24 protein-coding genes are annotated in these 23,121 nt (G+C 68.6%); 16 read left to right on the forward strand and 8 right to left on the reverse strand.

Annotation, left to right across the window (positions count from 1 at the left end):
* The first annotated feature begins 80 nt into the window (after positions 1 to 80).
* From VEC03_RS06265 to VEC03_RS06280, 4 genes are all read left to right on the forward strand, one after another.
* The gene (locus VEC03_RS06265; protein WP_324913639.1) at positions 81 to 1,004 is read left to right on the forward strand and encodes an ATP-binding cassette domain-containing protein; all 924 of its coding nucleotides are present in this window, start codon (positions 81 to 83) and stop codon (positions 1,002 to 1,004) included.
* Positions 1,004 to 1,798, forward strand: a complete 795-nt coding sequence (locus VEC03_RS06270) for an ABC transporter permease (protein WP_324913641.1) — start codon at positions 1,004 to 1,006, stop codon at positions 1,796 to 1,798. The genes VEC03_RS06265 and VEC03_RS06270 overlap by 1 nt, the downstream gene beginning before the upstream one ends.
* Before the next feature lie 276 nt (positions 1,799 to 2,074).
* A complete protein-coding gene (locus VEC03_RS06275) occupies positions 2,075 to 2,494 on the forward strand; it encodes an organic hydroperoxide resistance protein (RefSeq protein WP_324913642.1) in 420 nt (139 codons plus the stop codon).
* A gap of 32 nt (positions 2,495 to 2,526) precedes the next feature.
* Positions 2,527 to 3,537 (forward strand): serine/threonine protein kinase, encoded by a 1,011-nt coding sequence (locus VEC03_RS06280; protein WP_324913643.1) that lies wholly within the window; start codon positions 2,527 to 2,529, stop codon positions 3,535 to 3,537.
* A 13-nt stretch (positions 3,538 to 3,550) separates the two neighbouring features.
* On the opposite strand, the gene VEC03_RS06285 is transcribed toward VEC03_RS06280, so the two are convergent.
* Complete coding sequence (locus VEC03_RS06285) at positions 3,551 to 3,931, reverse strand: hypothetical protein (protein WP_324913645.1); 381 nt, start codon at positions 3,929 to 3,931, stop codon at positions 3,551 to 3,553.
* 70 nt (positions 3,932 to 4,001) lie between these two features.
* Positions 4,002 to 5,915, reverse strand: coding sequence for a molecular chaperone HtpG (htpG, locus tag VEC03_RS06290; protein ID WP_324913646.1), 1,914 nt, complete (start codon positions 5,913 to 5,915; stop codon positions 4,002 to 4,004).
* 212 nt (positions 5,916 to 6,127) lie between these two features.
* Here htpG and VEC03_RS06295 point away from each other — a divergent pair, with 212 nt between their 5' ends.
* The 7 genes from VEC03_RS06295 to VEC03_RS06325 all read left to right on the forward strand — a co-directional run bounded on the left by VEC03_RS06295 (position 6,128) and on the right by VEC03_RS06325 (position 11,870).
* The gene (locus VEC03_RS06295) at positions 6,128 to 6,373 is read left to right on the forward strand and encodes a hypothetical protein (RefSeq protein WP_324913647.1); all 246 of its coding nucleotides are present in this window, start codon (positions 6,128 to 6,130) and stop codon (positions 6,371 to 6,373) included.
* 284 nt (positions 6,374 to 6,657) lie between these two features.
* Positions 6,658 to 7,131, forward strand: coding sequence for a spore coat protein U domain-containing protein (locus tag VEC03_RS06300; RefSeq protein ID WP_324913649.1), 474 nt, complete (start codon positions 6,658 to 6,660; stop codon positions 7,129 to 7,131).
* A 32-nt stretch (positions 7,132 to 7,163) separates the two neighbouring features.
* Entirely contained in the window at positions 7,164 to 7,616 is a 453-nt protein-coding gene (locus VEC03_RS06305) for a spore coat protein U domain-containing protein (RefSeq protein WP_324913650.1), read from the forward strand.
* 42 nt (positions 7,617 to 7,658) lie between these two features.
* A complete protein-coding gene (locus tag VEC03_RS06310) occupies positions 7,659 to 8,156 on the forward strand; it encodes a spore coat protein U domain-containing protein (protein WP_324913652.1) in 498 nt (165 codons plus the stop codon).
* Positions 8,157 to 8,190: 34 nt separating this feature from the next.
* A complete protein-coding gene (locus tag VEC03_RS06315) occupies positions 8,191 to 8,940 on the forward strand; it encodes a fimbrial biogenesis chaperone (protein ID WP_324913654.1) in 750 nt (249 codons plus the stop codon).
* Between the two features lie 157 nt (positions 8,941 to 9,097).
* Positions 9,098 to 11,392 (forward strand): fimbria/pilus outer membrane usher protein, encoded by a 2,295-nt coding sequence (locus tag VEC03_RS06320; protein WP_324913655.1) that lies wholly within the window; start codon positions 9,098 to 9,100, stop codon positions 11,390 to 11,392.
* 49 nt (positions 11,393 to 11,441) lie between these two features.
* Positions 11,442 to 11,870, forward strand: a complete 429-nt coding sequence (locus tag VEC03_RS06325) for a spore coat U domain-containing protein (RefSeq protein ID WP_324913657.1) — start codon at positions 11,442 to 11,444, stop codon at positions 11,868 to 11,870.
* Between the two features lie 7 nt (positions 11,871 to 11,877).
* Here VEC03_RS06325 and VEC03_RS06330 read toward each other — a convergent pair whose 3' ends face one another.
* The 6 genes from VEC03_RS06330 to VEC03_RS06355 all read right to left on the reverse strand — a co-directional run bounded on the left by VEC03_RS06330 (position 11,878) and on the right by VEC03_RS06355 (position 16,677).
* The gene (locus tag VEC03_RS06330) at positions 11,878 to 12,327 is read right to left on the reverse strand and encodes a hypothetical protein (RefSeq protein ID WP_324913659.1); all 450 of its coding nucleotides are present in this window, start codon (positions 12,325 to 12,327) and stop codon (positions 11,878 to 11,880) included.
* Positions 12,328 to 12,546: 219 nt separating this feature from the next.
* Complete coding sequence (locus tag VEC03_RS06335; RefSeq protein WP_324913660.1) at positions 12,547 to 12,840, reverse strand: DUF4148 domain-containing protein; 294 nt, start codon at positions 12,838 to 12,840, stop codon at positions 12,547 to 12,549.
* A 137-nt stretch (positions 12,841 to 12,977) separates the two neighbouring features.
* Positions 12,978 to 14,381: an ATP-binding protein gene (locus VEC03_RS06340; RefSeq protein WP_324913662.1), complete on the reverse strand. Its 1,404-nt coding sequence runs from the start codon at positions 14,379 to 14,381 to the stop codon at positions 12,978 to 12,980.
* Positions 14,381 to 15,064 carry a response regulator gene (locus VEC03_RS06345; RefSeq protein WP_324913664.1) on the reverse strand — a complete coding sequence of 228 codons (684 nt, stop codon included), beginning with the start codon at positions 15,062 to 15,064 and terminating at the stop codon, positions 14,381 to 14,383. The genes VEC03_RS06340 and VEC03_RS06345 overlap by 1 nt, the downstream gene beginning before the upstream one ends.
* A gap of 93 nt (positions 15,065 to 15,157) precedes the next feature.
* Entirely contained in the window at positions 15,158 to 15,934 is a 777-nt protein-coding gene (locus VEC03_RS06350) for a pseudouridine synthase (RefSeq protein ID WP_324913666.1), read from the reverse strand.
* Positions 15,935 to 15,945: 11 nt separating this feature from the next.
* Complete coding sequence (locus VEC03_RS06355; RefSeq protein WP_324913668.1) at positions 15,946 to 16,677, reverse strand: Crp/Fnr family transcriptional regulator; 732 nt, start codon at positions 16,675 to 16,677, stop codon at positions 15,946 to 15,948.
* 120 nt (positions 16,678 to 16,797) lie between these two features.
* Here VEC03_RS06355 and VEC03_RS06360 point away from each other — a divergent pair, with 120 nt between their 5' ends.
* The 5 genes from VEC03_RS06360 (at position 16,798) to VEC03_RS06380 (ending at position 23,107) form a co-directional block, all read left to right on the forward strand.
* A complete protein-coding gene (locus tag VEC03_RS06360; protein ID WP_324913670.1) occupies positions 16,798 to 18,744 on the forward strand; it encodes an AMP-binding protein in 1,947 nt (648 codons plus the stop codon).
* A 5-nt stretch (positions 18,745 to 18,749) separates the two neighbouring features.
* Positions 18,750 to 19,586 (forward strand): ABC transporter ATP-binding protein, encoded by an 837-nt coding sequence (locus VEC03_RS06365; RefSeq protein WP_324913704.1) that lies wholly within the window; start codon positions 18,750 to 18,752, stop codon positions 19,584 to 19,586.
* 12 nt (positions 19,587 to 19,598) lie between these two features.
* Entirely contained in the window at positions 19,599 to 20,528 is a 930-nt protein-coding gene (locus tag VEC03_RS06370) for a branched-chain amino acid ABC transporter permease (RefSeq protein ID WP_324913672.1), read from the forward strand.
* A gap of 64 nt (positions 20,529 to 20,592) precedes the next feature.
* Positions 20,593 to 21,669 carry a branched-chain amino acid ABC transporter permease gene (locus tag VEC03_RS06375; RefSeq protein ID WP_324913673.1) on the forward strand — a complete coding sequence of 359 codons (1,077 nt, stop codon included), beginning with the start codon at positions 20,593 to 20,595 and terminating at the stop codon, positions 21,667 to 21,669.
* 106 nt (positions 21,670 to 21,775) lie between these two features.
* Positions 21,776 to 23,107 (forward strand): ABC transporter substrate-binding protein, encoded by a 1,332-nt coding sequence (locus VEC03_RS06380; protein ID WP_324913675.1) that lies wholly within the window; start codon positions 21,776 to 21,778, stop codon positions 23,105 to 23,107.
* The last annotated feature ends 14 nt before the right edge of the window (positions 23,108 to 23,121 follow it).

Here is a 23,121-nt window from a genome sequence, read left to right on the forward strand (position 1 = left end):
GTGGGCCTTGCAGGAGGGGAGCCAAAAATTCTAAGCGGGACACCGCGGGCGCCGGTCGCTGCGACACAATGGCGCGGCCCATGGCCGCGCCCCTGCTCGATGTCGACCAGCTCCGCAAACGCTACGGCGACACGCCGGTCGTCGACGGGCTGTCCTTCGGCATCGCGCGGGGCGAGTGCCTCGGCATCATCGGTCCCAACGGCGCCGGCAAGACCACCACCCTGCGCATGTGCCTGGGCCTGACCGCACCCGACGAGGGCCGAATCACCGCCATGGGCCTGTCCATGCCGGGCGACGCGATGGCGATCAAGGCGCGCTTCGGCGTGGTGAGCCAGTTCGACTCGCTCGACCCGGACTTCAGCTGCGCGGAGAACCTGATGGTCTACGGGCGCTACTTCGGCCTGCCGGTCGCCGTGGTGCGCGAGCGCATCCCGCGCCTGCTGGAGTTCGCCGCCCTCACGCACAAGGCCGATGTGAAGCCGGCGGAGCTGTCCGGCGGCATGCGCCGGCGGCTGTCGCTGGCGCGTGCGCTGGTCAACGACCCCGACCTGCTGCTGCTGGACGAACCCACCACCGGGCTGGACCCGCAAGCCCGCCACCTGATGTGGGAGCGGCTGCAAGTGCTGCTGCAACAGGGCAAGTCCATCCTGCTGACCACCCACTTCATGGACGAGGCCGAGCGCCTGTGCTCGCGCCTGCTGGTGATGGACCACGGCCGCAAGATCGCCGAAGGCGCGCCGCGCGAGCTGATCGCCCGGCACCTGGAGCCCGACGTGGTGGAGGCCTACGGCCAGGGTGCGTCGGCGCTGGCGCACTCGGACGCGCGCGCGTTCGCCGAGCGGGTGGAAGTCAGCGGCGAGACCGTGTTCTTCTACACGCGCGGGGCCGGGCCGCTGCTGCAGGCGCTGTCGCGCGAGCCCCGCCTGCGCACCCTGCATCGCCCGGCCAACCTGGAGGACCTATTCCTCAAGCTGACCGGGCGCCAGATCCGGCAGGAGGGCTGATGCGGACGGGGCTGTGCCATCCCCCCGACCTGTCGCTGCGCTGGTGGCCGGTGTTCCTGCGCAACCTGCTGGTGTGGCGCAAGCTGGCCGTGCCCAGCCTGGTCGGCAACATCGCCGAGCCGCTGATGTGGCTGGTGGCCTTCGGCTACGGCATGGGCGCGCTGGTCGGCCAGGTGCAGGTCGGCGACCGGGCCGTCCCCTACATCCTGTTCCTCGCCAGCGGGTCGGTCTGCATGAGCGCCATGAACGCGGCCTCGTTCGAGGCGCTGTACTCGGCGTTCTCGCGCATGCACGTGCAGAAGACCTGGGACGGGATCATGAACGCGCCCGTCAGCCTGGACAGCATCGTGCTGGCGGAGATGCTCTGGGCCGCCTTCAAGGCCCTGTTCACCGTGGTCGCCATCCTGCTGGTGATGCTGGCGCTGGGCATCAGCCACAGCCCCAAGCTGCTGGCGGCCCTGCCGCTGCTGGCGTTCGCCGCGGTGGCCTTCTCGTGCATCGCGCTGATCTTCAACGCGCTGGCCCGGGGCTACGATTTCTTCACCTACTACTTCACCCTGTTCGTGACGCCGATGATGTTCCTGTCCGGCGTGTTCTTCCCGCGCGAGCAGTTGCCCGGCGTCCTCCGCGCGGCCTCGGACTGGTTGCCGCTGACGCATGCGGTGGAGCTGGTGCGGCCGCTGTTCATGGACCAGTGGCCCCAGCGTCCGCTGCTGCACCTGCTCGCCCTTGCCGGCTATGCCGTGGCGGCCTTCGGGGCGGCACTGGTGCTGACCCGGCGGAGGTTCCGGTGAGCGCCACGCCGCCCGTGCAACTGCCGCCCGAGACCCTGGCCTTCATGGCCCGGGGCGTGTCGGTGATCGTCGGCTCGCGCGACGCGGCCCTGCGTCCCAGCATCATGCGTGGCATCGGCAGCGACGTCGCCCCGGACGGCACGGTCACGGTTTCCTGTCGCGCTCGCTGTCTCGGCAGTTGCTGCAAAAAGCCCCTCGCCGAACGGACGCCGGCGGATGTCGCAGACTCGGGGCTCCCATTCCCCGGCGCAAGCCGCACGTCCGAGAAAGCCAACCATGAAGCAAGTCGACAAGGTGCTCTACACCGCCCGTACCCACACCACCGGCGGCCGCGAAGGCGGCCACGCGCGCAGCGACGACGGCCGGATCGAAGTGAACCTGAGCTCGCCCGGCGGCAGCGGCCAGGGCACCAACCCCGAGCAGCTGTTCGCCGCCGGCTACTCGGCCTGCTTCATCGGCGCGATGAAAGCGGTGGCCACGCGGCAGAAGCTGACCCTGCCGCAGGACACCGCCATCGATGCCGAAGTCGACCTCGGGCCGGTGGCCCAGGCGTTCGGCATCGCGGTCCGGCTGAACGTCAGCCTGCCCGGCATGGACGCCGGCCAGGCGCGCCAGCTGCTCGACGCCGCCCACCAGGTCTGCCCCTATTCCAATGCGACGCGCGGCAACATCGACGTGCAGATCAATCTGAAGTGAGGCCGCCGGGCGGCGCGGCGGACAATCCGCCGATGACCCTTGCCCATCCCTACGAAGCGCTGACCCCGGACGCGGTGCTCGACGCCCTGGCCAGCGTCGGCCTGTACGGCGACGGCCGCCTGCTGGCGCTGAGCTCCTACGAGAACCGGGTCTACCAGGTCGAGCTGGAAGAGCCGGTGCAGGGCTGCGAACAGGTGGTGGTGAAGTTCTACCGGCCGGGCCGCTGGAGCGATGCGGCCATCGCCGAGGAGCACGCCTTCGCCTGCGAGTTGGCAGCCGCCGAGGTTCCAGTGGTCGCTCCCCTGGTGCTGGAGGGCGGCACGCTGCACCGGCACGGCCCCTTCGCCTTCAGCGTCAGCCCGCGGCGCGGCGGCCGAGCACCCGAGCTGGACGACGGCGAGGTGCTCGAGTGGATCGGCCGCTTCCTGGCGCGCATCCACACGGTGGGCTCGGCGCGGCCCTTCGAGCAGCGACCGCGGCTGGACCTGGACAGCTTCGGCCGCGAGCCGCGCGACTGGCTGCTGCAGCACGAATCGATCCCGCTGGACGTGCAGTCGGCCTGGCGCGCGGTGTGCGAGCAGGCGCTGGAGGCGGTGGCCCGGGCGCTCGGCGGGGCCGACGGCAACTATGGATCCGAGTGGCAGCTGTTGCGGCTGCACGGCGACTGCCACCCCGGCAACATCCTGTGGACGCCGGGCCAGGGACCGCACTTCGTCGACCTCGACGACACCCGCACCGGTCCGGCGGTGCAGGACCTGTGGATGCTGCTGTCGGGCGAGCGGGCCCAGCGCCAGCGGCAGCTCGGCGCCCTGCTGGATGGCTACGAGCAAGTGCGCGACTTCGACCGGCGCGAGCTCGCCCTGGTCGAGCCGCTGCGCACCCTGCGCCTGGTCCACTACAGCGCCTGGCTGGCGCGGCGCTGGGACGACCCGGCCTTCCCGGCCGCGTTCCCGTGGTTCGGCAGCAGCGATTACTGGAAGGGCCAGGTGCAGATGCTGGAGGAGCAGCTGGAGGCCATGGCGGAACCGCCGCTGGTGGCCTGAAGCACCCGCGCGCTCAGGGCGCGACCTGCTGGGACGAGCTGGGCGGCACCGTTCCGGCCGGCGGCGGCACCACCGGAGCCAGGTGATCGGCGGGGTCGTAGATGACGGTTCCGGTGCCGATGCCCACGCCAGCGCGCACCGGCCCGCCGCCGATCGGCACGCTGGCGCCCACGCCGGCGCCACCGGTGACCTGGCCACGCTGGTTGACGCCCACGCCGACCCCGACCGGACCGACACCGGTACCCACCCCGACGTTGAGGCCGCCGCTGCCGCCACCCACGCCGATGGTGACCGGGCCGACCGGCACGCCGATGCCGACCCCGACGCCGGGCGAGGCACAGCCCGCCAGTGCAACGGCGAGCAGCGTGGCGGCGATCACGGCACGGATCTTCATGGAGTGATTGTGGTCGGTGCGGCCAGCGGTCCGCTGCCCGCCGGCTTCCTGTCGTGCGGTAGGCGCCTGCCTAGGCCAGCAGCGCATTGACACGCTTGACGTAGGCCGCCGGATCCTCCGGCATCCCGCCTTCGGCCAGCAGCGCCTGGTCGAACAGGATCTGCGCCAGGTCGTGGAAATGCACCGAGCCGTCCAGCTTCCTGACCAGCGGGTGCTCGGGGTTCACTTCCAGCACCGGCTTGGTCTCGGGCACTTTCTGGCCGGCCTGCTTGAGCATGCGGGCCAGCTGCATGCTCATGCCGCCGTCGCTGACCACCAGGCAGGCCGGCGAATCGACCAGGCGCGAGGTGACGCGCACGTCCTCGGCCTTGTCCTTGAGCGCTTCCTTGAGCTTGGCCAGCACCGGCTTGAACGCCTCGGCCGCTTCCTCGGCCGCCTTCTTCTCGGCCTCGTCCTGCAGCTTGCCCAGGTCCACGGCCCCCTTGGCCACCGACTGCAGCGGCGTGCCGTCGAACTCGTGCAGGTAGTTGAGCGCCCACTCGTCCACCCGGTCCGTCATCAGCAGCACCTCGATGCCCTTCTTGCGGAACACCTCCAGCTGCGGGCTGTTCTGGGCCGCGGCCAGCGTGTCGGCGGTGATGTAGTAGATGGCCTCCTGGCCTTCCTTCATGCGCGCCTTGTAGTCGGCCAGGGACACGCTCACCGCGTCCGACTGGGTGGAGGCGAAGCGCAGCAGCCGGGCCAGCCGCTCGCGGTTCGCGAAGTCCTCGCCCAGGCCTTCCTTCAGCACGGCGCCGAACTCGGCGTAGAACTTCGCATAGCGGGCCTTGTCCTCGGCCGTGGCGCTGTCGTCCTTCTCGGCCTTGGCCATCTCCTCCAGCATGGATAGCACGCGCTTGGTGCTGCCGTCGCGGATGGCCCGCACGTCGCGGCTTTCCTGCAGCAGTTCGCGGCTGACGTTGAGCGGCAGGTCGGCCGAGTCGATCACGCCCTTGACGAAGCGCAGGTAGACCGGCATCAGCGCCTCGGCGTCGTCCATGATGAAGACGCGCTTGACGTACAGCTTGACACCGGCGGCCTTCTCGCGGTTCCACAGGTCGAACGGCGCACGCGCCGGGATGTACAGCAACTGCGTGTACTCGGTCGAGCCCTCCACCCGGTTGTGGCTCCAGGCCAGCGGGTCCTCGTGGTCGTGGCTGATCTGCTTGTAGAAGGCCTTGTACTGGTCGTCCGTGATGTCCTTCTTCGGACGGGTCCACAGCGCGCTGGCCTGGTTGACGGTCTCCCACTCGTCGGTGAGCACCATCTCGCCGCCCTTGTTGTCCTCGCCTTCCTTCCACTCCTCCTTGCGCATCAGGATCGGCAGCGAGATGTGGTCGGAGTACTTGCCGACGATGGACTTGAGCTTCCAGGTGGAGAGGTACTCGGTGGCGTCGTCCTTCAGGTGCAGCGTCACGGCGGTGCCGCGCTGCGGCCGCTCGATCGCCTCCACCTCGAAGTCGCCGGTGCCGGTGCTGGTCCAGCGCACGCCCTGCCCGGCCGGCAGGCCGGCGCGGCGCGATTCCACCGTGATGCGGTCGGCCACGATGAAGCCCGAATAGAAGCCGACCCCGAATTGGCCGATCAGCTGCGCGTCGGCCTTCTGGTCGCCCGTGAGCCGGCCCATGAACTCGCGGGTGCCGCTCTTGGCGATAGTGCCCAGGTTGTCGATCGCCTCCTGCTGCGACAGGCCGATGCCGTTGTCGGCAATGGTGAGGGTCTTCGCCGCCTTGTCGAAGCTGATGCGCACCTCGAGATTGGGCGCGTCTTCATACAGCGCGTTGTCGTTCAGGGCCTCGAAGCGCAGCTTGTCGCAGGCGTCAGAGGCGTTGGAGACCAGCTCGCGCAGGAAGATCTCCTTGTTCGAATACAGCGAATGGGTGACCAGGTGCAGCAGTTGCGCGACTTCGGCCTGGAAGGAGAGGGTTTGCTTGTTCTGGGGCATGTCGTCGGTTTGAAGCGGAAAACGCGAGCACAGCATGTGGGCGCGACGGGAAATTTCAAGCGGCCCGGCTGATCGGACCCTTGCGCGACGGGTCTGGCGGCCCACACGACCTGCGTCGACCCGTGACTTATTTCGCCGTCCGACTGTCACGAGCAGCATTCCGGCGAGTGGCTCGATCACAGTTCGTTACAGTCCTGCCGAGCGCTCGAATCATGTTCATTGAACTGTCGCCCCACCTCCCTGCGTCCTCGAGGACGTCGACGAATTTTCCTCTTGCGGCCATCGAGGAGCTGACGCTCACCGTGGAGCGATCCGGCCGGGATAGCCGCGGATCCGCGCCGCCCTGGTTCAAGTCCGGGGTGCGCCGCGACGCCCTGGGTTGGCCGATCCATGCAGCGGTCGAGGGATCGGCGGGGCAGGGCATGACCCTCACCATCCAGGCCGAAAACAGGCCCTGATAGCCCTTCCGCGGCTCCGGACGACGACCGGCTCCAGCGAGCCGACTGCCGGCCGGGATCACCGCTGATCCGCGCCGCCCAACCGGCCATCCAGCGTCAGCGGCCGGGATCGTTGCGTGTATGTAACAAAAAGCGACTGAAATCCCGGAAACTCATCGCAATTGGCACGTAAGTGCTTGATTAGAGGGGCTAGCCGATTTGCAACTCGTAACAGCCGCAGATACATTTAGGGCACGGATTAAGGATTTTGCTTAGGGCAGCTTAGGCAACACGAGAACCAAACGATGAGTTCCAGGACGCTTTCACGGTGGATTGCAGCAGCGGCGTTGTCCAGCTGCTCGCTGCTGTCGTGGGCGTCCGACACCGCCACGATGACGGTGACGGCCACGGTGGTCGGCGTCTGCAAGCTGGTGTCCGTCCCCACGCTGGACTTCGGCACCCTGAACCAGGCCACCGCCCCGGTCGTGAACCCGCCCGCCGTCAACGTCACCTACCGCTGCACCAAGGGCACCCCGCCCGGCAGCTTCAAGGTCGGCACCCTGACCAGCGGGCCGTTCAACGGCGTTCTCAGCAACGGCACGGACACCATCACCTACACGATCAACTGGACCCCGCCGACCACGGCCGGTAGCGGCCTGGGCAGCGGCGTCACGCCGATCGACGTGCCGCTGATCGGCTCGATGCCGGGCGGTGCCAACTACCAGAACGTCTCCGCGGGCACCTACACGCAATCGGTGCCGATCGAGATCAGCCCCTGAAAACCAACCCGCCTCCCACTGAAAGGACTGCCATGTCTCAACTTGCCCGGATCCGCATTGCGGCAGCCATTGCCGTCGCCGCCCTTCCCCTGTCTTCGGCGTTCGCCCTGGACATGGTGGCCACGGCCAGCATCACTGGCGCTTGCTCGCTCACGTCGGTCGCTCCGATGCCGTTCGGATCCCTTGACCAGATCACCGGCGGCGCAGTGCCGAAAACGTCCACCGCCGTTTACGCGTGCACCAACGGAGTCACTCCTACGGTCAGCGTAGGCGGTGCAACCGACGGCTCGACCGGTTTCAGCGGCTTGCTCGCCAAAGGCACCGACACCATCGCCTACACGGTGAAATGGACTAATCCGGGCGCGGCGACGGGCTTCAGCACGCCGGTGAACCTGACCTTGAACGGCGAGATCCCTGCCGGGGCCTATGAGGACAAGCCGGCCGGCAGCTACACCCAGACCGTCGCCGTCACCATCGCGCCGTAATGGCGCCGGGTGGGTGGGTGCCAACAGATCCCTGACGGTCGGATGCGTTCCCGTCTGGCGCTGGCCTGGCGTAGGGGCGGTTCCGCCGCCCTGTGCCTGCTGGCCTGTGCTCCTCTTGCATGGAGCGCAGGGACCGGCGCCGTGGGTGTCGGGGCGACCGTCGAGAGCAAGAACAACTGCCTGTTCAACGCCAAGGCGCTCACACTGCCGTTCGGCAACATCGACCCCGCCGGCGGTGGCGATGTGACGGCCACCGCATCGATGACGTTTGTCTGCAACGGCGCCAGCACACTGGCGACGTTCTTCATCAGCGCCAACGACGGTCTTCATGCGAGCGGCGCAGGTGCGCGCCGGATGCGGCACACGGTCACCACCACCGAATTCCTGCCCTATTCGCTCAGCTGGTCACCTGCGACTGCCACGGTGACCAAGGGCACTACACAGACGCTGACGGTGACCGGCACCATCCAACCGTTCCAGTTCCAGAACGTGCTCGCGGGCGCGTACCAGGACACGGTGGTGCTGACGATCACGCCTTGACGCGCACCCCGGTGCGCCCCCACAGTGGCGACCCATGTCCCAGCATTACCGCTCGTTGTCCCGGCACGCCCGCGCCATTCTTGCGACGGCCCTGTTCCCGCTCCTTTGCGCCACCGCTTCGGCCGCGGATTTCTCCGTCACGCCGATCCGCGCCGAACTGAAGGCCGGGGCGCTGAGCGAAACCATCACGGTCACCAACGACTCGCCGGCCCGACTGCGCGTGGGCATCAAGCTGATGGAGTGGACGCAGGACGCCGCCGGCAAGGACGTCTACAAGGACTCGAGCGACCTGATCTACTTTCCCCGGCAAATGGACATCGAGCCGGGGGCCAAGCGGCTGGTGCGGGTGGGGGCCAAGAGCCCCGCGGTGGGGACCGAGCGGGCGTACCGCCTGTTCATCGAGGAGATGCCCGACCCCGGCGCCCAGACGACGACCGCCGTGACCTTCTACTTCCGCTTCGGCGTGCCGATCTTCGTGCCCCCGGCGGCCGGCAAGCCGGAACTCGAGGCCGCGCCGCCCTCGCTCGTGAATGGGCAGCTCCGCCAGGCCGTGTCGAACCCCGGCAACAAGTTCCTGCGCCTGAATCGCCTGACGGTCAGCGACGGCGGCCAGTTCCAGCAGGACATCGCCGGCTGGTATTCGCTGGCCGGCACCTCGCGAACCTACACCGCCGACATCCCGAAGGACGTGTGCCGCAACGCCAGGAAGTTGCTGGTGCGCGGCGAGGGCGAAGGCATCAGTTTCGAGCGGGAACTCGCGGTCGACCCATCCCGGTGCGGCTGACCCTGTCGCTGCAGCGGGGCTGCAGCACCGTTCGACACCCATGACCCGGGGGCCGGCAAACCGCCGCATCGTCCTGCTCCTGCAGCTGGCCCTAGCCGCGATGGCGATGGGCAGCGCCGCGGCGCAGGTCGCTCCTCCGGGACCTGCTGCAGTCGCGATGGCCGGCGGCCAGGTGGAGGAGCTGATCCTGACCATCCGCTCCAACGGCGTTCCACGCGGCGAGTTCCTCCTGCTGCGCGCGGCCGGCGGGGACTTCCTCATTCGCGAGCAGGATGTCCAGCGGTTGGCCATCCAGCCGCCGGAAGGGGTTCCGGCGCATGCCTTCGCGGGCGACCGCTACCTGTCCCTGCGCGAGTTGGGATCCCGGCGGATCGAGCTGCACATCGAGGAGCTGGCGCTGGACCTGGAATTCCCGGCCACCAGCTACGGCGGCACCCGCATCGACCTGGCGAACCGGCCCGAGCCGCTGCCGATCGAAACACCCGCCAACAGCGTCATCGTCAACTACCGGGCCAGCGTACGGGACACGGGGGATGCCGCACCGCTGCAATTGCGACTGAGCACGGACCTGAACGTCCGCATGGGCGACGTCCTGCTGCGGCAGGAGGCGCTGGCACGCACCCGCGAGCCGGGCCAGCCCGGCGGCTTCGTACGCGGGCCGACCCAGCTGTTGATCGACGACCGCCGCGAGGGCACCCGCCTGATCGTCGGCGACACGGTGGTCGGCGCCAGCGGGACGCTGTCGGCCTTCACCGGCGCCGGGGTGTCGTTCGCGAAGCTGTTCGCCATCACGCCCGACGTGGTGTACCAGCCGTCGCCCCACCTGCAGGTCTTCGCGCCCACCCCGTCAGAGGTGGCGGTCTCTGTCGACGGCAGCACGGTCTATCGGGCGCAGGTCGGCCCGGGGCCGGTCGCCCTGGACAACCTGCTGTACTGGGGCGGCTCGCGGTCGGTGCAGGTGACCGTCACCGACGCCAGCGGACGCACCCAGGTCGTCGAGCAGCCCTTCCTCTTCACCGACCGCGTCCTGGCCCGCGGGCAGCAGGAGTACAGCTACTTCCTCGGCCGCCGCTCGGAAATCGGGTCGGACCTGCAACTGCGCTACCGCGAGGCGGCCTGGCAGGGCTTCCACCGCTACGGGGTGACCGACTGGCTGACGGCCTCGGGCACCGCCGAGGGCAACCGGGATTTCACGGCGGCCAGCGCCGGTGCCACGCTGCGCGCCGACCGGCTCGGGCTGATCTCCGCCGACCTCCTTTACAGCACCGACCGCATCAACGAGCGGACCGCGCTGGGCTGGGGCGCACGCTACACATGGGAAGGCCCCACCCTGGGCCTGTTCCTCGGGCACCGTCGCTTCGGGGACGGCTTTCGCACGTATTCGAGCTACCTGGGCATGCCCGCGATCCGTCGCGAGGACCGCCTGGGCGCATCGGTGCGACTGACCCCGACGACCAGCCTGTCCGCCGACGCCACGCGCGTCAGCGACGCGCTGGGCGGCCGCAACAGCATGGCCGTGCGGATGGTGACCTCGTTCAGCCGCCGCGCCTCGCTTCAGACCGAGTACGTCATCCGGCGCACAGGCGCCGGTCCGCGCGAGTGGGGAGTGAACCTGTACCTTCGCTTCGACCTCGACGGCCAGGTCTGGGCGAGCACGTCGGCGAGCGGCGGCCCCGGCAACGGCACCCTCAACCTGGAGGCGGGACGGCAGCTCACGGATGGCGAGGGCGTGGGCTGGCGCGCCGGCACCCAGAGCCAGTTCGGCGACCACGCATCCCATTTCGGCTACGCGTCGGCCAACTGGAACCTGCGCCCTTTCAGCCTGGATTTCAACGGGAGCTCCCAGCTGACCGGCGGGCGCGCGCGCTTCGTCGAGCTCGGCATATCCGGCGCGGTGGTGGCGGTCGACGGGTTCGCCGGCCTCTCCCGCCGTGTCAACGACAGCTTCGCGCTGGCCCGGTTGGGCGTGCCGGAGCCTGGCGTGGACATCTACCTGAACAACCAGTGGCAGGGCAAGAGCGATGAGCAAGGCAACCTAGTCATTCCCCAGGTCGGTGCCTACGGCCGGCAGGACGTGTCGATCAACGACAGGCAACTCCCCATGCAATACGGCATCGCGCACAAGCGCATGTCCATCGCCCCCGCGTTCAAGAGTGGCTCGGTCGTCGACTTCGGCGGCCGCCGGCAGCGGGCGTTCATCGGTCTGGCCAACGCAGGGCCGGGGCCTGGCGATCCGATCCGGTCGCGCGCGTTCCCGATGGCGCGCGTAGGCGCGACGGAAACCGTCCGGATCGAGACGTCGCCCGCGGGCGAGTTCTACCTCGAGAATGCCGAGCCGGGACGGTACGCGGGCACGCTGGACGTCGATGGTCGCAAGCTATCCTGCCGACTCGAACTGCCCGATGATCCCGAAGTGGTGATCGAGCTGAAGGAAGGTGTCACTTGTGACTAGCCGGCTTGCCGTATCTCTCGTCCTCGCTTTCTGTGCGCAGCAGGCCGCGATGGCCCAGACGACAACGTGCCGCCTCAACGCCGGCGGTTCGCTGGTTTTCGCGCCTTACGACGGCCTGTCCCTCGCGGCCAGCGACAGCCTGACCACGGTCCAGGTCAGCTGCACCCGCAACGGCGGGCCTCGCACCTTGGACATCTCGCTGGCCATCAGCCCCGGCAGTTCGGGTTCCGTCAGCGCCCGCCGCATGGTGCGGACCTCGGCACCCGTGGATTACCTCAACTACGGCCTGTTCCGGGACGTCTCCCGTACCGCGGTGTGGGGCTTCACTCCGGGAGTCGACACGATGACGAACTCGCTCACGATCGAGAACGGCGCCACCGCGGTCAGCACGTTCACGATCTACGGACGGCTGCCGGCGCAGCAGAACGTCTATGCGGGCGACTACAGCGACAGCGTGGTGCTGACGCTCACGCCCTGACGCCGGTTCAAGACTCTGCCGCCACGTGCAGGGGCCAGGCGTAGTGGCCCGGCGCCGTCTCCGCCGAGAGATAGAAGCGGAACTGCAGCGCCAGGTGCAGGCGGGGCTGGGCATCGCGGACCCACACGGCGCCGCCGGCAGAGCCCAGTTGCACGTCCCCCTGCGGCCCGCTGACCCGAGTGTGCGTGACCAGCTCGCTGCCCGACGTGAACATCAGCAGCACGCCGCGCGAGGTGTTGCTGCTCACCAGCAAGGACAGCGGCACGGGCGCGTCCACGTAGCCCTTGGCCACGTCCCGTTCGGTGACCTGCAGCGCAGGCGGTGACGCCAGCACCTGCACGCTGACGCGCGGAAGGATGATCGCGCTGACCGTGAGGTTCAAGGTGTCGGCCTTCGCCAGCCCGCCAAAGGACAGGCAGGCGAGCAGGAAAAGGAACTGGCGGACAACGTGGACCACGGGGCGGTTGGGCAGAGGGCGATGAGAGTCATGCTAGAAATCGGGCCCTGGCCCCTCGTAGGGAAAATGACACCCCCGCGGTAGTTCTTTTCCCCCGACCCCGTCCCGGACACCGCCGCTGCAGCGCCCCTTGGGCGCGCGCATCCGCCCGCCCTTCCGGCCACCCACGAAGAAAAGCGCCCCGCATGCGGGGCGCTTCTTCATGGGAGCGGGGGCGCGTCAGCTGCGGCTGGCTTCGCCGCGCGGAATCAGGCCCAGGCGCACGGCCTGCGCGGTCTCGGCGCGCAGGGCCTGCACGTCGACCGTGGAGCGGATCGGCGCCGCGACGCGCGAGCCCGCCGGCTCGGTGTTGCGGTTGCGCGCGACCTGCGCGGCTTCGGCCTGCACTTCGGCGCGGGTGCGCTGGCCTTCGAACTGGATGGCACGGTCGGAGCCGTAGAACTCGTCGGCGCTGGCACCGGCGGAGAAGGCGGCGGCAACGGCCGCGACGGCGAAGAGGGACTTGGCGTTCATGATGCGGTTTCCTTTCAGTGAAGAGCGGACAGGGTCCTTGTCGCGGTCTCTGCGGGCTGTCCATCTCGCTGCATCGACCGTGTGTCCACTGTAGGAAACCACTCTGAGTTGGCTCTTAGACCTTCCTTAGCTGGCGATTAGGACGCCTGCGCGGCCGCCAACGGCCGCGCAGCCGACAGGCCACTCGCAACAGCGATGCGCTCCACGCGCGCGACCAACCCGCTGCGATCCTCCCGGTTGCGCAGCACGATGCGCAGTCCGCAGCGCTGCGCCGCGTTCTGCGCGATCGACAGGCCCAGCCCGCTGCCGCGCACGCCGTTGCCCGGCACGCGGAAGAAGCGATCGAACACGCGCCCTAGCTGGTCCGGCGGGATGCCCGGGCCGTTGTCGATGACCTCGATCACGGGGCCTTGCGCGTTGGCCGTCAGGCGCACGTCGACCACGCCGCCTTCGGGCGTGTAGCGCAAGGCGTTCTCGATCAGGTTGTCCAGCACGCTGCGCAGGTCGCTCGCCGGGCAGCGCAGGGCCAGGGCGGCTGCGGCGGGTTCGTCCACCACCATGCCGAGGTCGATGTGGCGCTGGTCGGCCAGCGCGATCAGCCCGTCGATGCACTGGTGCACCTGGGCCTGCAGGTCGATGGCGACCGCCGGCTCCCGCGTCTCCCGGGCCTCGTGGCGCGAGAGCTTGAGCAGCTGGTCCACCAGCCGCTGCGCCCGGGCCACCCCAGCCTGCAGCTGCGCGAAGCTGTCCTTGCAGGCGCCCGGCGGCAGGTCGCAACGCAGGTTCTCCAGCTGCAGCGCCACCGCCGTGATCGGCGTGCGCAATTCGTGCGCGGCGTCCTGCACGAAGCGGCGCTGCGTGTCGAAGGCGTCACGCAGGCGCGCCAGCAGGCTGTTGAACGACACCACCAGCGGCTCGATCTCGCGCGGCACCCGGGCCAGTGGCAGTTCGCTGATGCTGCTCTCGTCCTGCTGCGCGGCCTGGCGGCCGATCGCCTGCACTTCGCGCGACAGGGTCCGCACCAGCGCCCAAAGGATCAGCAGCGCCAGCGGCAGCAGGATCAGCACCGGCGCGATCGCCGCCCCGGCACGCTCGACCGCGAGCTTGCGGCGGAATTCGCCGCTTTGCAGGACCTGGATGCGGCTGCCGTCCGCACGCGACGGCATCAGGTCGTAGATGCGCCAGTCGTGGTCGCCGAAGTGGGCGTCGCGGAATCCGGTGTCGCTAGGCGCCGGCGCGGCCAGGCCCGGCAGGGCTGTCGATTCCAGCCCCCCCTCGGCGTTCCAGACCTGCACGATGTAGCTGCCCCAGGTGTGGATCCGATCGGGCGCCACCGGCGGCAGCACCAGCCGGTCGCCGTGGTGCGCGATGGATTCGCCCAGTTGCTGCATCTGGTCGTCCATGAAGGAGGCGACCATGCGGTTGTACGTCCAGTAGGACACCGCCGCCGAAGCGGCGCCGACCAGCAGGAACAGGGGAACCAGCCAGTACATCAGCGCGCGCTGCAGGGAGCACATGGGTCCGGCCGAGAGGATGCGCATCACGTGACCTCCTTGCGGACCGGCTGGGACGCGGCGACGCGCCAGCCCAATCCGCGGACGTTGCGGATCACGTCGGCACCCAGCTTGCGGCGCATGCCGTGGATCAGGACATCGACTGCGTTGCTGCTCACCTCCTCGCCCCAGCCATAGATCCGGTTCTCCAGCTGGTCGCGCGAGAGGATCGCGCCGGGCCGCTCCAGCAGCGCGTGCAGGAGCGCGAATTCGCGCGCGGACAGCGGCAGGCGCTCGCCCTGCACCAGTGCCTCGCGGGTGGTGATGTCCAGTTGCAGCGCCTCGCCGCCGATGATGGAGTGGGCCGCCCCGTCGCGCCGGCGGATCACGGCGCGCATGCGGGCCAGCAGCTCGCGGAACTCGTAAGGCTTGACCAGGTAGTCGTCGGCCCCGATGTCCAGCCCGGTGATGCGCTCGTCCAGCCCGTCGCGCGCCGTGAGCACCAGCACCGGGGTGGTGTCGCCCTGGGACCGGGCGATGCGCAGCACCTCCAGCCCGTCGCGGCGCGGCAACCCGAGGTCGAGCAGCACGCAGGCGTAGCCGCCATCGGCCATGGCGCTCTGCGCCAGCAGCCCCTCCTTGACCCAATCGACCGACCAGCCGTTGGTCTCCAGGGCCTTCTGCAGGCTCTGGCCGATCATCTCGTCGTCTTCGACCAGCAGGATGCGCATCAGGACTCCATGACGGGACCGCAGCCCCACAAAGAGCCGCGAACCGCGGCAGGATATTCAAACAGAGTTAGCCGATCGTTAGCCGTCCCGTCCCTAGAACCGCTCCCCCTCCCCCAGGTACCGCCACATCCCCTGCGGCAGCTCCCCCAGCCGCACCCGCCCGATCCGCACTCGCTTGAGGCCGACGACCTTCAACCCGACCAGCTCGCACATGCGCCGGATCTGCCGCTTGCGTCCCTCGTTGAGCACGAAGCGCAGCTGCTCCGGGTTCTGCCAGTCGACCTGCGCGGGCTTGAGCGGACGGCCGTCCAGGCTCAGTCCGTGGCGAAGCCGGGCCAGCTGGGCGGCCGGGAAGGCGGCCTGCACCTCGCGCGCCACCGTGCCGTAGCTCACGCGCACCAGGTACTCCTTGTCGATGGTGGAGTCCTCGCCGATCAGCTGGCGCGCCACGCGGCCATCCTGGGTCAGCACCAGCAGGCCGGTGGAATCGATGTCCAGCCGGCCGGCCGGGGCCAGACCGCGCAGTTGCGCGGGCGCGAAACGGATGCGCGCGGGATCGCCCGGCCAGTGGCTGCGGGCCTGCACCAGCGTGACGGCCGGCTGGTAGCCGTCCTCGGCCTGGCCGCTGACGTAGCCGACCGGCTTGTGCAGCAGGATGGTGACCTGCTGCCGCTGCTGGCCCCGGGCGCGCGGGTCCACCTCGATGCGCGCGCCCGGCGCGACCTGCAGGCCCATGGGCGCGACCTGCCCGTCCACCCGCACCCAGCCGCGCGCGATCCAGTCGTCGGCCTCGCGGCGCGAGCACAGGCCCAGTTCGGCCATGCGCTTGTTCAACCGGGTGGTGGCGGGCTGGCCGGCAGGATCGCTCATGAGGGCGGCGATTATCGGCCGGCCGCCGTCGAGTCGTGGCCGCTGTTGCGCAGCGCCTCCAACTCCAGGATGCGCAGCCCGCCGTATTCGATGCGGATCGCCCCCTGCGCCTGCAGGGCGCGCAGCGCCTCGTTGACGCGCTGCCGCGACAGCCCGACCAGGTAGGCCAGCTCCTGCTGGGTGATGCGCAGCACCTGGCCCACGCCCGGGTACAACACCGGGTTGAACAGCGCGGCCAGGCTGCGCGCCACCCGCACGTCGGGGTTGGCCATGCGGTCGATCTCCAGCGCGGCGATGAACTGGGCCAGCCGCTCGTTGAGCTGGTTCATGACGAAGCGGTTGAAGCCGATCGAGTGGTCCAGCAGCCAGTGGAAGGTGTCCACCGGCAGCCCCGCCACGACGCTGTTGCGCAGCGGCTGGATGTTGTAGCGGTAGATCTCGCGCTTGAGGGCGGTCCCCTCGCCGAACCAGCCCCCCGGCGGCACGCCGGTGAAGGTCATGGTCTGGCCCTGCTCGCTGTCGGTGCTCATCTTGAGCAGGCCCTCGATGACGCCGAACCAGTAGGTCACCGGCCGCCCGACGCGGCAGACGAAATCGCCCGGCCGCGCGTCGCCGACCGTGATCTGGCTGACGGCCCGCTCGTACTCCTGCGCCTGCAGCAGCCGCAGCCAGGGAATTCCGGCCAGCTCGGCGCCGGTGGGGCGGCGGCGGCGCTGGTGCAGCGTGAGCTGTTCGGCCTTCATGCGGGTAATTACTTGCAAGGGAAATCCCGAAAATTGTCGTCGCAAAGACAAGCCGACGTCAAAGTCAACCCTAGCATTCCTGCCATTCAGGCCGGCCTTCGCCGGTTTTCGAGGACCTGGATGGACACGACCTTCCCCCGCCTGCTGCTCCAGCACGCCGCGCAGCGTCCGGCTGCGGCGGCCATGCGCGAGAAGGAATACGGCATTTGGCAAACCTTCACCTGGTCGGACCTCGCCCGGCTGGTCGAACACCTCGCGTGCGGCCTGCATGAAGCCGGCCTGCGCCGCGGCGAACACATGATCGTGATCGGCGCAAACCGCCCGCGCCTGTACGCCACCATGCTGGCCGCGCAGTCGCTGGGCGCCATTCCGGTGCCGCTGTACCAGGATGCGGTCGCGGCCGAATGCGTGTTCCCGATCACCAATGCCGAAGTGCGCTTCGCCTTCGCCGAGGACCAGGAGCAGGTCGACAAGCTGCTGGAGATCCGGCCGCAGTGCCCGCTGCTGCAGGGCATCTGGTACGACGACCCGCGCGGCCTGCGCAACTACAGCGAGCCGGGGCTGGCCTCGCTCGACGCGCTGGCGCAGGCCGGCGAGGCGTTCGCGGCCCGCAACCCCGGCTTCTTCAAGGGCGAAGTGGACAAGGCCGCGCCCGACGAGGTGGCGTCCATGTTCTTCACCTCGGGCACCACCGGCAATCCCAAGGGCGTGGTGCACACCCATCGCACGCTGCTCGACCGGGCCAAGGCCGGCGCCGACTTCGACAAGCTGACCGAGCGCGAGGAGGTGCTGGCCTACCTGCCGCCGGCCTGGATCGGCCAGAACATCTTCAGCTACGCGCAGTGGCTGGCCTGCGGCTACGTGGTCAACTGCCCCGAGTCGGGCAGCACGGTGATGATCGACCTCAAGGAGATCGGCCCCACCTACTACTTCGCCCCGCCGCGCGTGTTCGAGGGCCTGCTCACCACCGTGATGATCCGCATGGAGGACGCGGGCGCCCTCAAGCGGGGCATGTTCCACGCGTTCATGAAGCTGGCGCGCCGCGTCGGCCCGGCGCTGATGGACCACCAGCCGGTGGGCCTGGCCGACCGGCTGCTGTACCGCCTGGGCGACGTGATGGTCTACGGTCCGCTGCGCAACAACCTGGGCTTCTCGCGCGTGCGCGTGGCCTACACCGCCGGCGAGGCGATCGGCCCCGACCTGTTCACCTTCTACCGCTCCATCGGCATCAACCTCAAGCAGCTGTACGGCTCCACCGAGACCGCGGTGTTCGTCTGCCTGCAGCCGGACGACCAGGCCCGGGCCGACACCGTGGGCGTGCCGATCGACGGCGTGGAGATCAAGGTGGCCGACGACGGCGAGATCCTGGTGCGCTCGCCCGGGCTGCTCAAGGGCTACTACAAGAATCCGCAGGCCACCGCCGAGGTGCTGTCCAACGACGGCTGGTACCACACCAGCGACGCGGGCTTCATCGACGCGCAGGGCCACCTCAAGATCATCGACCGCGTCAAGGACGTCGGCCGCATCAAGGGCGGCGCCAACGACGGCGCGATGTTCGCGCCGAAGTACGTGGAGAACAAGCTGAAGTTCTTCCCGCACATCAAGGAAGTCGTGGCCTACGGCGACGGCCGCGAGAAGGTCTGCGTGATGATCAACATCGACTTCGAGGCGGTCGGCAACTGGGCCGAGCGGCGCAACCTGCCCTATGCCGGCTACACCGACCTGGCGCAGAAGCCCGAGGTCTACGGCCTGGTCAAGGAGTGCGTCGAGAAGGTCAATGCCGACCTCGCGGCCGACGACAAGCTCGCCGGCTCGCAGATCAGCCGCTTCCTGGTGCTGCACAAGGAGCTGGACGCCGACGACGGCGAGCTCACCCGCACCAACAAGGTCCGCCGCGGCTTCATCGCCGAGAAGTACCAGCCGCTGGTGGACGCGCTGTACGGCGGCAAGACCGAGCAGTATCTGGAGACCCAGGTGAAATTCGAGGACGGCCGCACCGGCAAGGTCAGCGCCACGCTGAAGATCATGGATGCGCGCACCTTCGACCCCGTCAAGGTGGCGGCATGAACATGATGACCGACGCGGCTTCCGTGCTGGAGCAGGAACAGGACCAGGCGCCGGCAGCGCCCGCCCGCAAGCTGGGCGAGGTGATCCTGGACGTGAAGAACATCTCGCTGTCCTTCGGCGGCGTGAAGGCGCTGACCGACATCTCGTTCGACGTTCGCGAGCACGAGATCCGCGCCATCATCGGCCCGAACGGCGCCGGCAAGAGCTCCATGCTGAACTGCATCAACGGCGTCTACCAGCCGCAGCAGGGCAGCATCACCTTCCGCGGCCAGACCTTCAGCCACATGAAGAGCCGCCAGGTGGCCGAGATGGGCATCGCCCGCACGTTCCAGAACCTGGCCCTGTTCAAGGGCATGAGCGTGCTGGACAACATCATGACCGGCCGCAACCTGCGCATCCGCAGCAACCTGTTCCTGCAGGCGCTGCGCATAGGCCCGGCCGAGCGCGAGGAGATCCGCCATCGCGAGTACGTCGAGCGGATCATCGACTTCCTGGAGATCCAGGCCTTCCGCAAGACGCCGGTCGGCCAGCTGCCCTACGGCCTGCAGAAGCGCGTGGACCTCGGGCGCGCGCTGGCCATGGAGCCGCAGGTGCTGCTGCTCGACGAGCCCATGGCCGGCATGAACCTGGAAGAAAAGCAGGACATGTGCCGCTTCGTGCTGGACGTCAACGACGAATTCGGCACGACCGTGGTGCTGATCGAGCACGACATGGGCGTGGTGATGGACATCTCCGACCGCGTGGTGGTGCTGGACTACGGCAAGAAGATCGGCGACGGCCCGCCCGACGAGGTGCGCCGCAACCCCGACGTGATCAACGCCTACCTCGGCACCGCGCATTAGGAACAAGACGCGATGGGATTCTTCCTCGAAACCCTGCTCGGCGGCCTGATGGCCGGCATGCTGTACTCGCTGGTGGCGCTGGGCTTCGTGCTCATCTTCAAGGCCTCCGGCGTCTTCAATTTCGCCCAGGGCGCGATGGTGCTGTTCGGCGCCCTCGCCATGGCCCGCTTCGCCGAATGGATCCCGGGCTGGACCGGGATCGAAAGCAAGATCGTCGCCAACGTGGCGGCCTTCATGATCGCCGGCGCCATCATGTTCGTGGTGGCCTGGTTCGTGGAACTGCTGGTGCTGCGCCACCTGGTCAACCAGGGCGAGGCCACGCTGCTGATGGCCACGCTGGGCATCGCCTACTTCCTGGAAGGCGTGGGCCAGACCCTGTTCGGCAGCAACATCTACTCGATCGACATCGGCATGCCCAAGGATCCGGTGATCGCGTTCGAGCAGGCGTTCGAGGGCGGCATCCTGATCAACAAGGAAGACCTGATCGCCGCCCTCATTGCCGCCGCGCTGGTGGCGCTGCTGACGGTGTTCTTCCAGAAGACCTCCACCGGCCGCGCGCTGCGCGCGGTGGCCGACGACCACCAGGCCGCGCAGTCGATCGGCATCCCGCTGTCGCGCATCTGGGTGATCGTCTGGTGCGTGGCCGGCATCGTGGCCCTGGTGGCCGGGATGATCTGGGGCAGCAAGCTGGGCGTGCAGTTCTCGCTGACCACGGTGGCGCTGCGCGCGCTGCCGGTGCTGATCCTCGGCGGCCTGACCTCCGTGCCCGGCGCCATCATCGGCGGGCTGATCATCGGTGTCGGCGAGAAGCTGTCCGAGGTCTACATCGGCCCGATGGTCGGTGGCGGCATCGAGATCTGGTTCGCCTATGTGCTGGCCCTCGGTTTCCTGCTGATCCGGCCGCAAGGCCTGTTCGGCGAGAAGATCATCGACCGAGTGTGATTCCTTTGCGGGCCAGACCACGATTTGCGAAGCAAATGTGCTCTGACCCCAACTGACTGAAACCATGCTTTACAGAGAAAACGGCCAGTTCAAGACCAGCTACCGCGCCGACCAGCAGATCTTCCCGATCCAGCAGGACCGCCTGTTCATCATCCTGCTGCTGGTCGTCGCCTTCGTCGTGGTGCCCGCCTTCGCCAGCGACTACCTGTTCCGGGCCATCCTGCTGCCGTTCCTGATCATGTCGCTGGCGGCGCTGGGCGTGAACATCCTCGTGGGCTACTGCGGACAGATCTCGCTGGGTTCCGGCGCCTTCATGGCGGTCGGCGCCTACGGTGCCTACAACTTCTTCGTGCGCATCCCCGGCCTGCCGCTGATTCCCGCGCTGCTGCTGGGGGGCCTGTGCGCCACCGCGTTCGGCGTCCTGTTCGGCCTGCCCAGCCTGCGGGTCAAGGGCCTGTACCTGGCGGTCGCCACGCTGGCAGCGCAGTTCTTCTCCGACTGGATGTTCCTGCGCGTCAAGTGGCTGCTGAACGACTCGCCCTCGGGATCGGTGGGCGTGTCCAACCTGCAGGTGCTGGGCATGTCGATCGACAGCGCGGCGAGCCGCTACTGGTTCTGCCTGTCCATCCTGGTCGTCATGGCCCTGCTGGCCAAGAACCTGGTGCGCAGCGCCATCGGGCGCGAGTGGATGGCGATCCGCGACATGGACGTGGCCGCCGCCGTGATCGGCATCCGGCCGATGTACGCCAAGCTCAGCGCGTTCGCGATCAGCTCCTTCATCGTCGGCGTGGCCGGCGCGCTGTGGGCCTTCGTCTACCTGGGCACCTGGGAGCCGGCCGCGTTCTCGGTCGACCTGTCGTTCCGGCTGCTGTTCATGGTGATCATCGGCGGCCTGGGCTCGATCATGGGCGCGTTCTTCGGCGCCGCCTTCATCGTGATCCTGCCGATCCTGCTGAACCAGGTGCTGCCGGTGCTCGCCGGCCTGATCGGCGTCGAGTTCTCGACCACCGCCGTGTCGCACGCCGAGCTGATGATCTTCGGCGCGCTGATCGTCTGGTTCCTGGCCGTCGAGCCGCACGGCCTGGCCCGTCTGTGGTCCACCGGCAAGCAGAAGCTGCGCCTGTGGCCCTTCCCCCACTGATCGCCGATGCAGGCAAATCCCTTGCTCGCATTCACCGATGCGCCGGCCGCCCTTCCCGGGTTCCACTGACGCTTTCCGTTCGCTTCACCTCAGAAGGAGACATCCCATGAAGCTTCGTTCCCTCCTCACGGCCGCCCTCGTGGCCGGCACCGCGCTGGCTTCGGCCCCCGCGGCGATGGCCCAGGCCAAGGAGCAGTTCTTCCCGCTGCTGTCCTACCGCACCGGCCCCTATGCGCCCAATGGCACGCCCTGGGCCAATGGCAAGCAGGACTACCTGAAGATGATCATGGCGCGCGACGGCGGCATCAACGGCGTCAAGCTCACCTGGGAAGAGTGCGAGACCGGCTACGCCACGGACCGCGGCGTGGAGTGCTACGAGCGCCTCAAGAGCCGTCCCGGCGTGACGCTGTTCGACCCGCAGTCCACCGGCATCACGTTCGCGCTGACCGACAAGGCCCTGCACGACAAGATCCCGCTGCTGACGCTGGGCTACGGCCTGTCGATCTCGGCCGACGGGATGGCGTTCCCCTGGAACTTCGAGCTGATGGGCAGCTACTGGACCGGCGCCGACATCCTGGTCCAGCACGTGGCCAAGAAGGAAGGCGGCCTGGACAAGCTCAAGGGCAAGAAGATCGCGCTGGTCTACCACGACTCGCCGTTCGGCAAGGAGCCGATCCCGCTGCTGCAGGAGCGCGCCCGCATGCACGGCTTCGAGCTGAGCCTGCTGCCCGTCACCGCGCCCGGCGTGGAACAGAAGGCCACCTGGCTGCAGGTGCGCCAGCAGCGCCCGGACTACGTGTTCCTGTGGGGCTGGGGCGTGATGAACTCCACCGCCCTGAAGGAAGCGCAGGCCACCGGCTATCCGCGCGAGAAGATGTACGGCGTGTGGTGGGCCGGTGCCGAGCCTGACGTCAAGGACGTGGGCGCGGGCGCCAAGGGCTACAACGCGCTGGCACTGAACCCGAGCAGCCAGCAGCCCAAGGTGATCCAGGACATCCTGAAGTACGTGCACGACAAGGGCCAGGGCACCGGCCCGCGCGACGAAGTCGGCCACGTGCTGTACACCCGCGGCGTGATCATCCAGATGCTCAGCCACGAAGCCGTGCGCCGCGCGCAGGAGCGCTTCGGCAAGGGCAAGGTGATGACCCCCGAGCAGGTGCGCTGGGGCCTGGAGAACCTGAACCTGGACCAGAAGCGACTCGACGCGCTGGGCTTCAACGGCGTGATGCGCCCGCTGTCCACCAGCTGCACCGACCACCAGGGCTCCACCTGGGCGCGCATCCACACCTGGGACGGCAGCAAGTGGAACTTCACCAGCGACTGGTACCAGGCCGACGAGCAGATCCTCAAGCCGATGGTCAAGGCCGGTGCCGACAAGTACCTGGCCGACAAGAAGCTGCAGCGCCGCAACCCGTCGGAGTGCCAGTCGGCAGGCTGACCTGACGTCGTAGT

It is taken from the genome of Ramlibacter sp. (assembly GCF_035627355.1).
Classification (GTDB): Bacteria; Pseudomonadota; Gammaproteobacteria; order Burkholderiales; family Burkholderiaceae_C; genus Ramlibacter.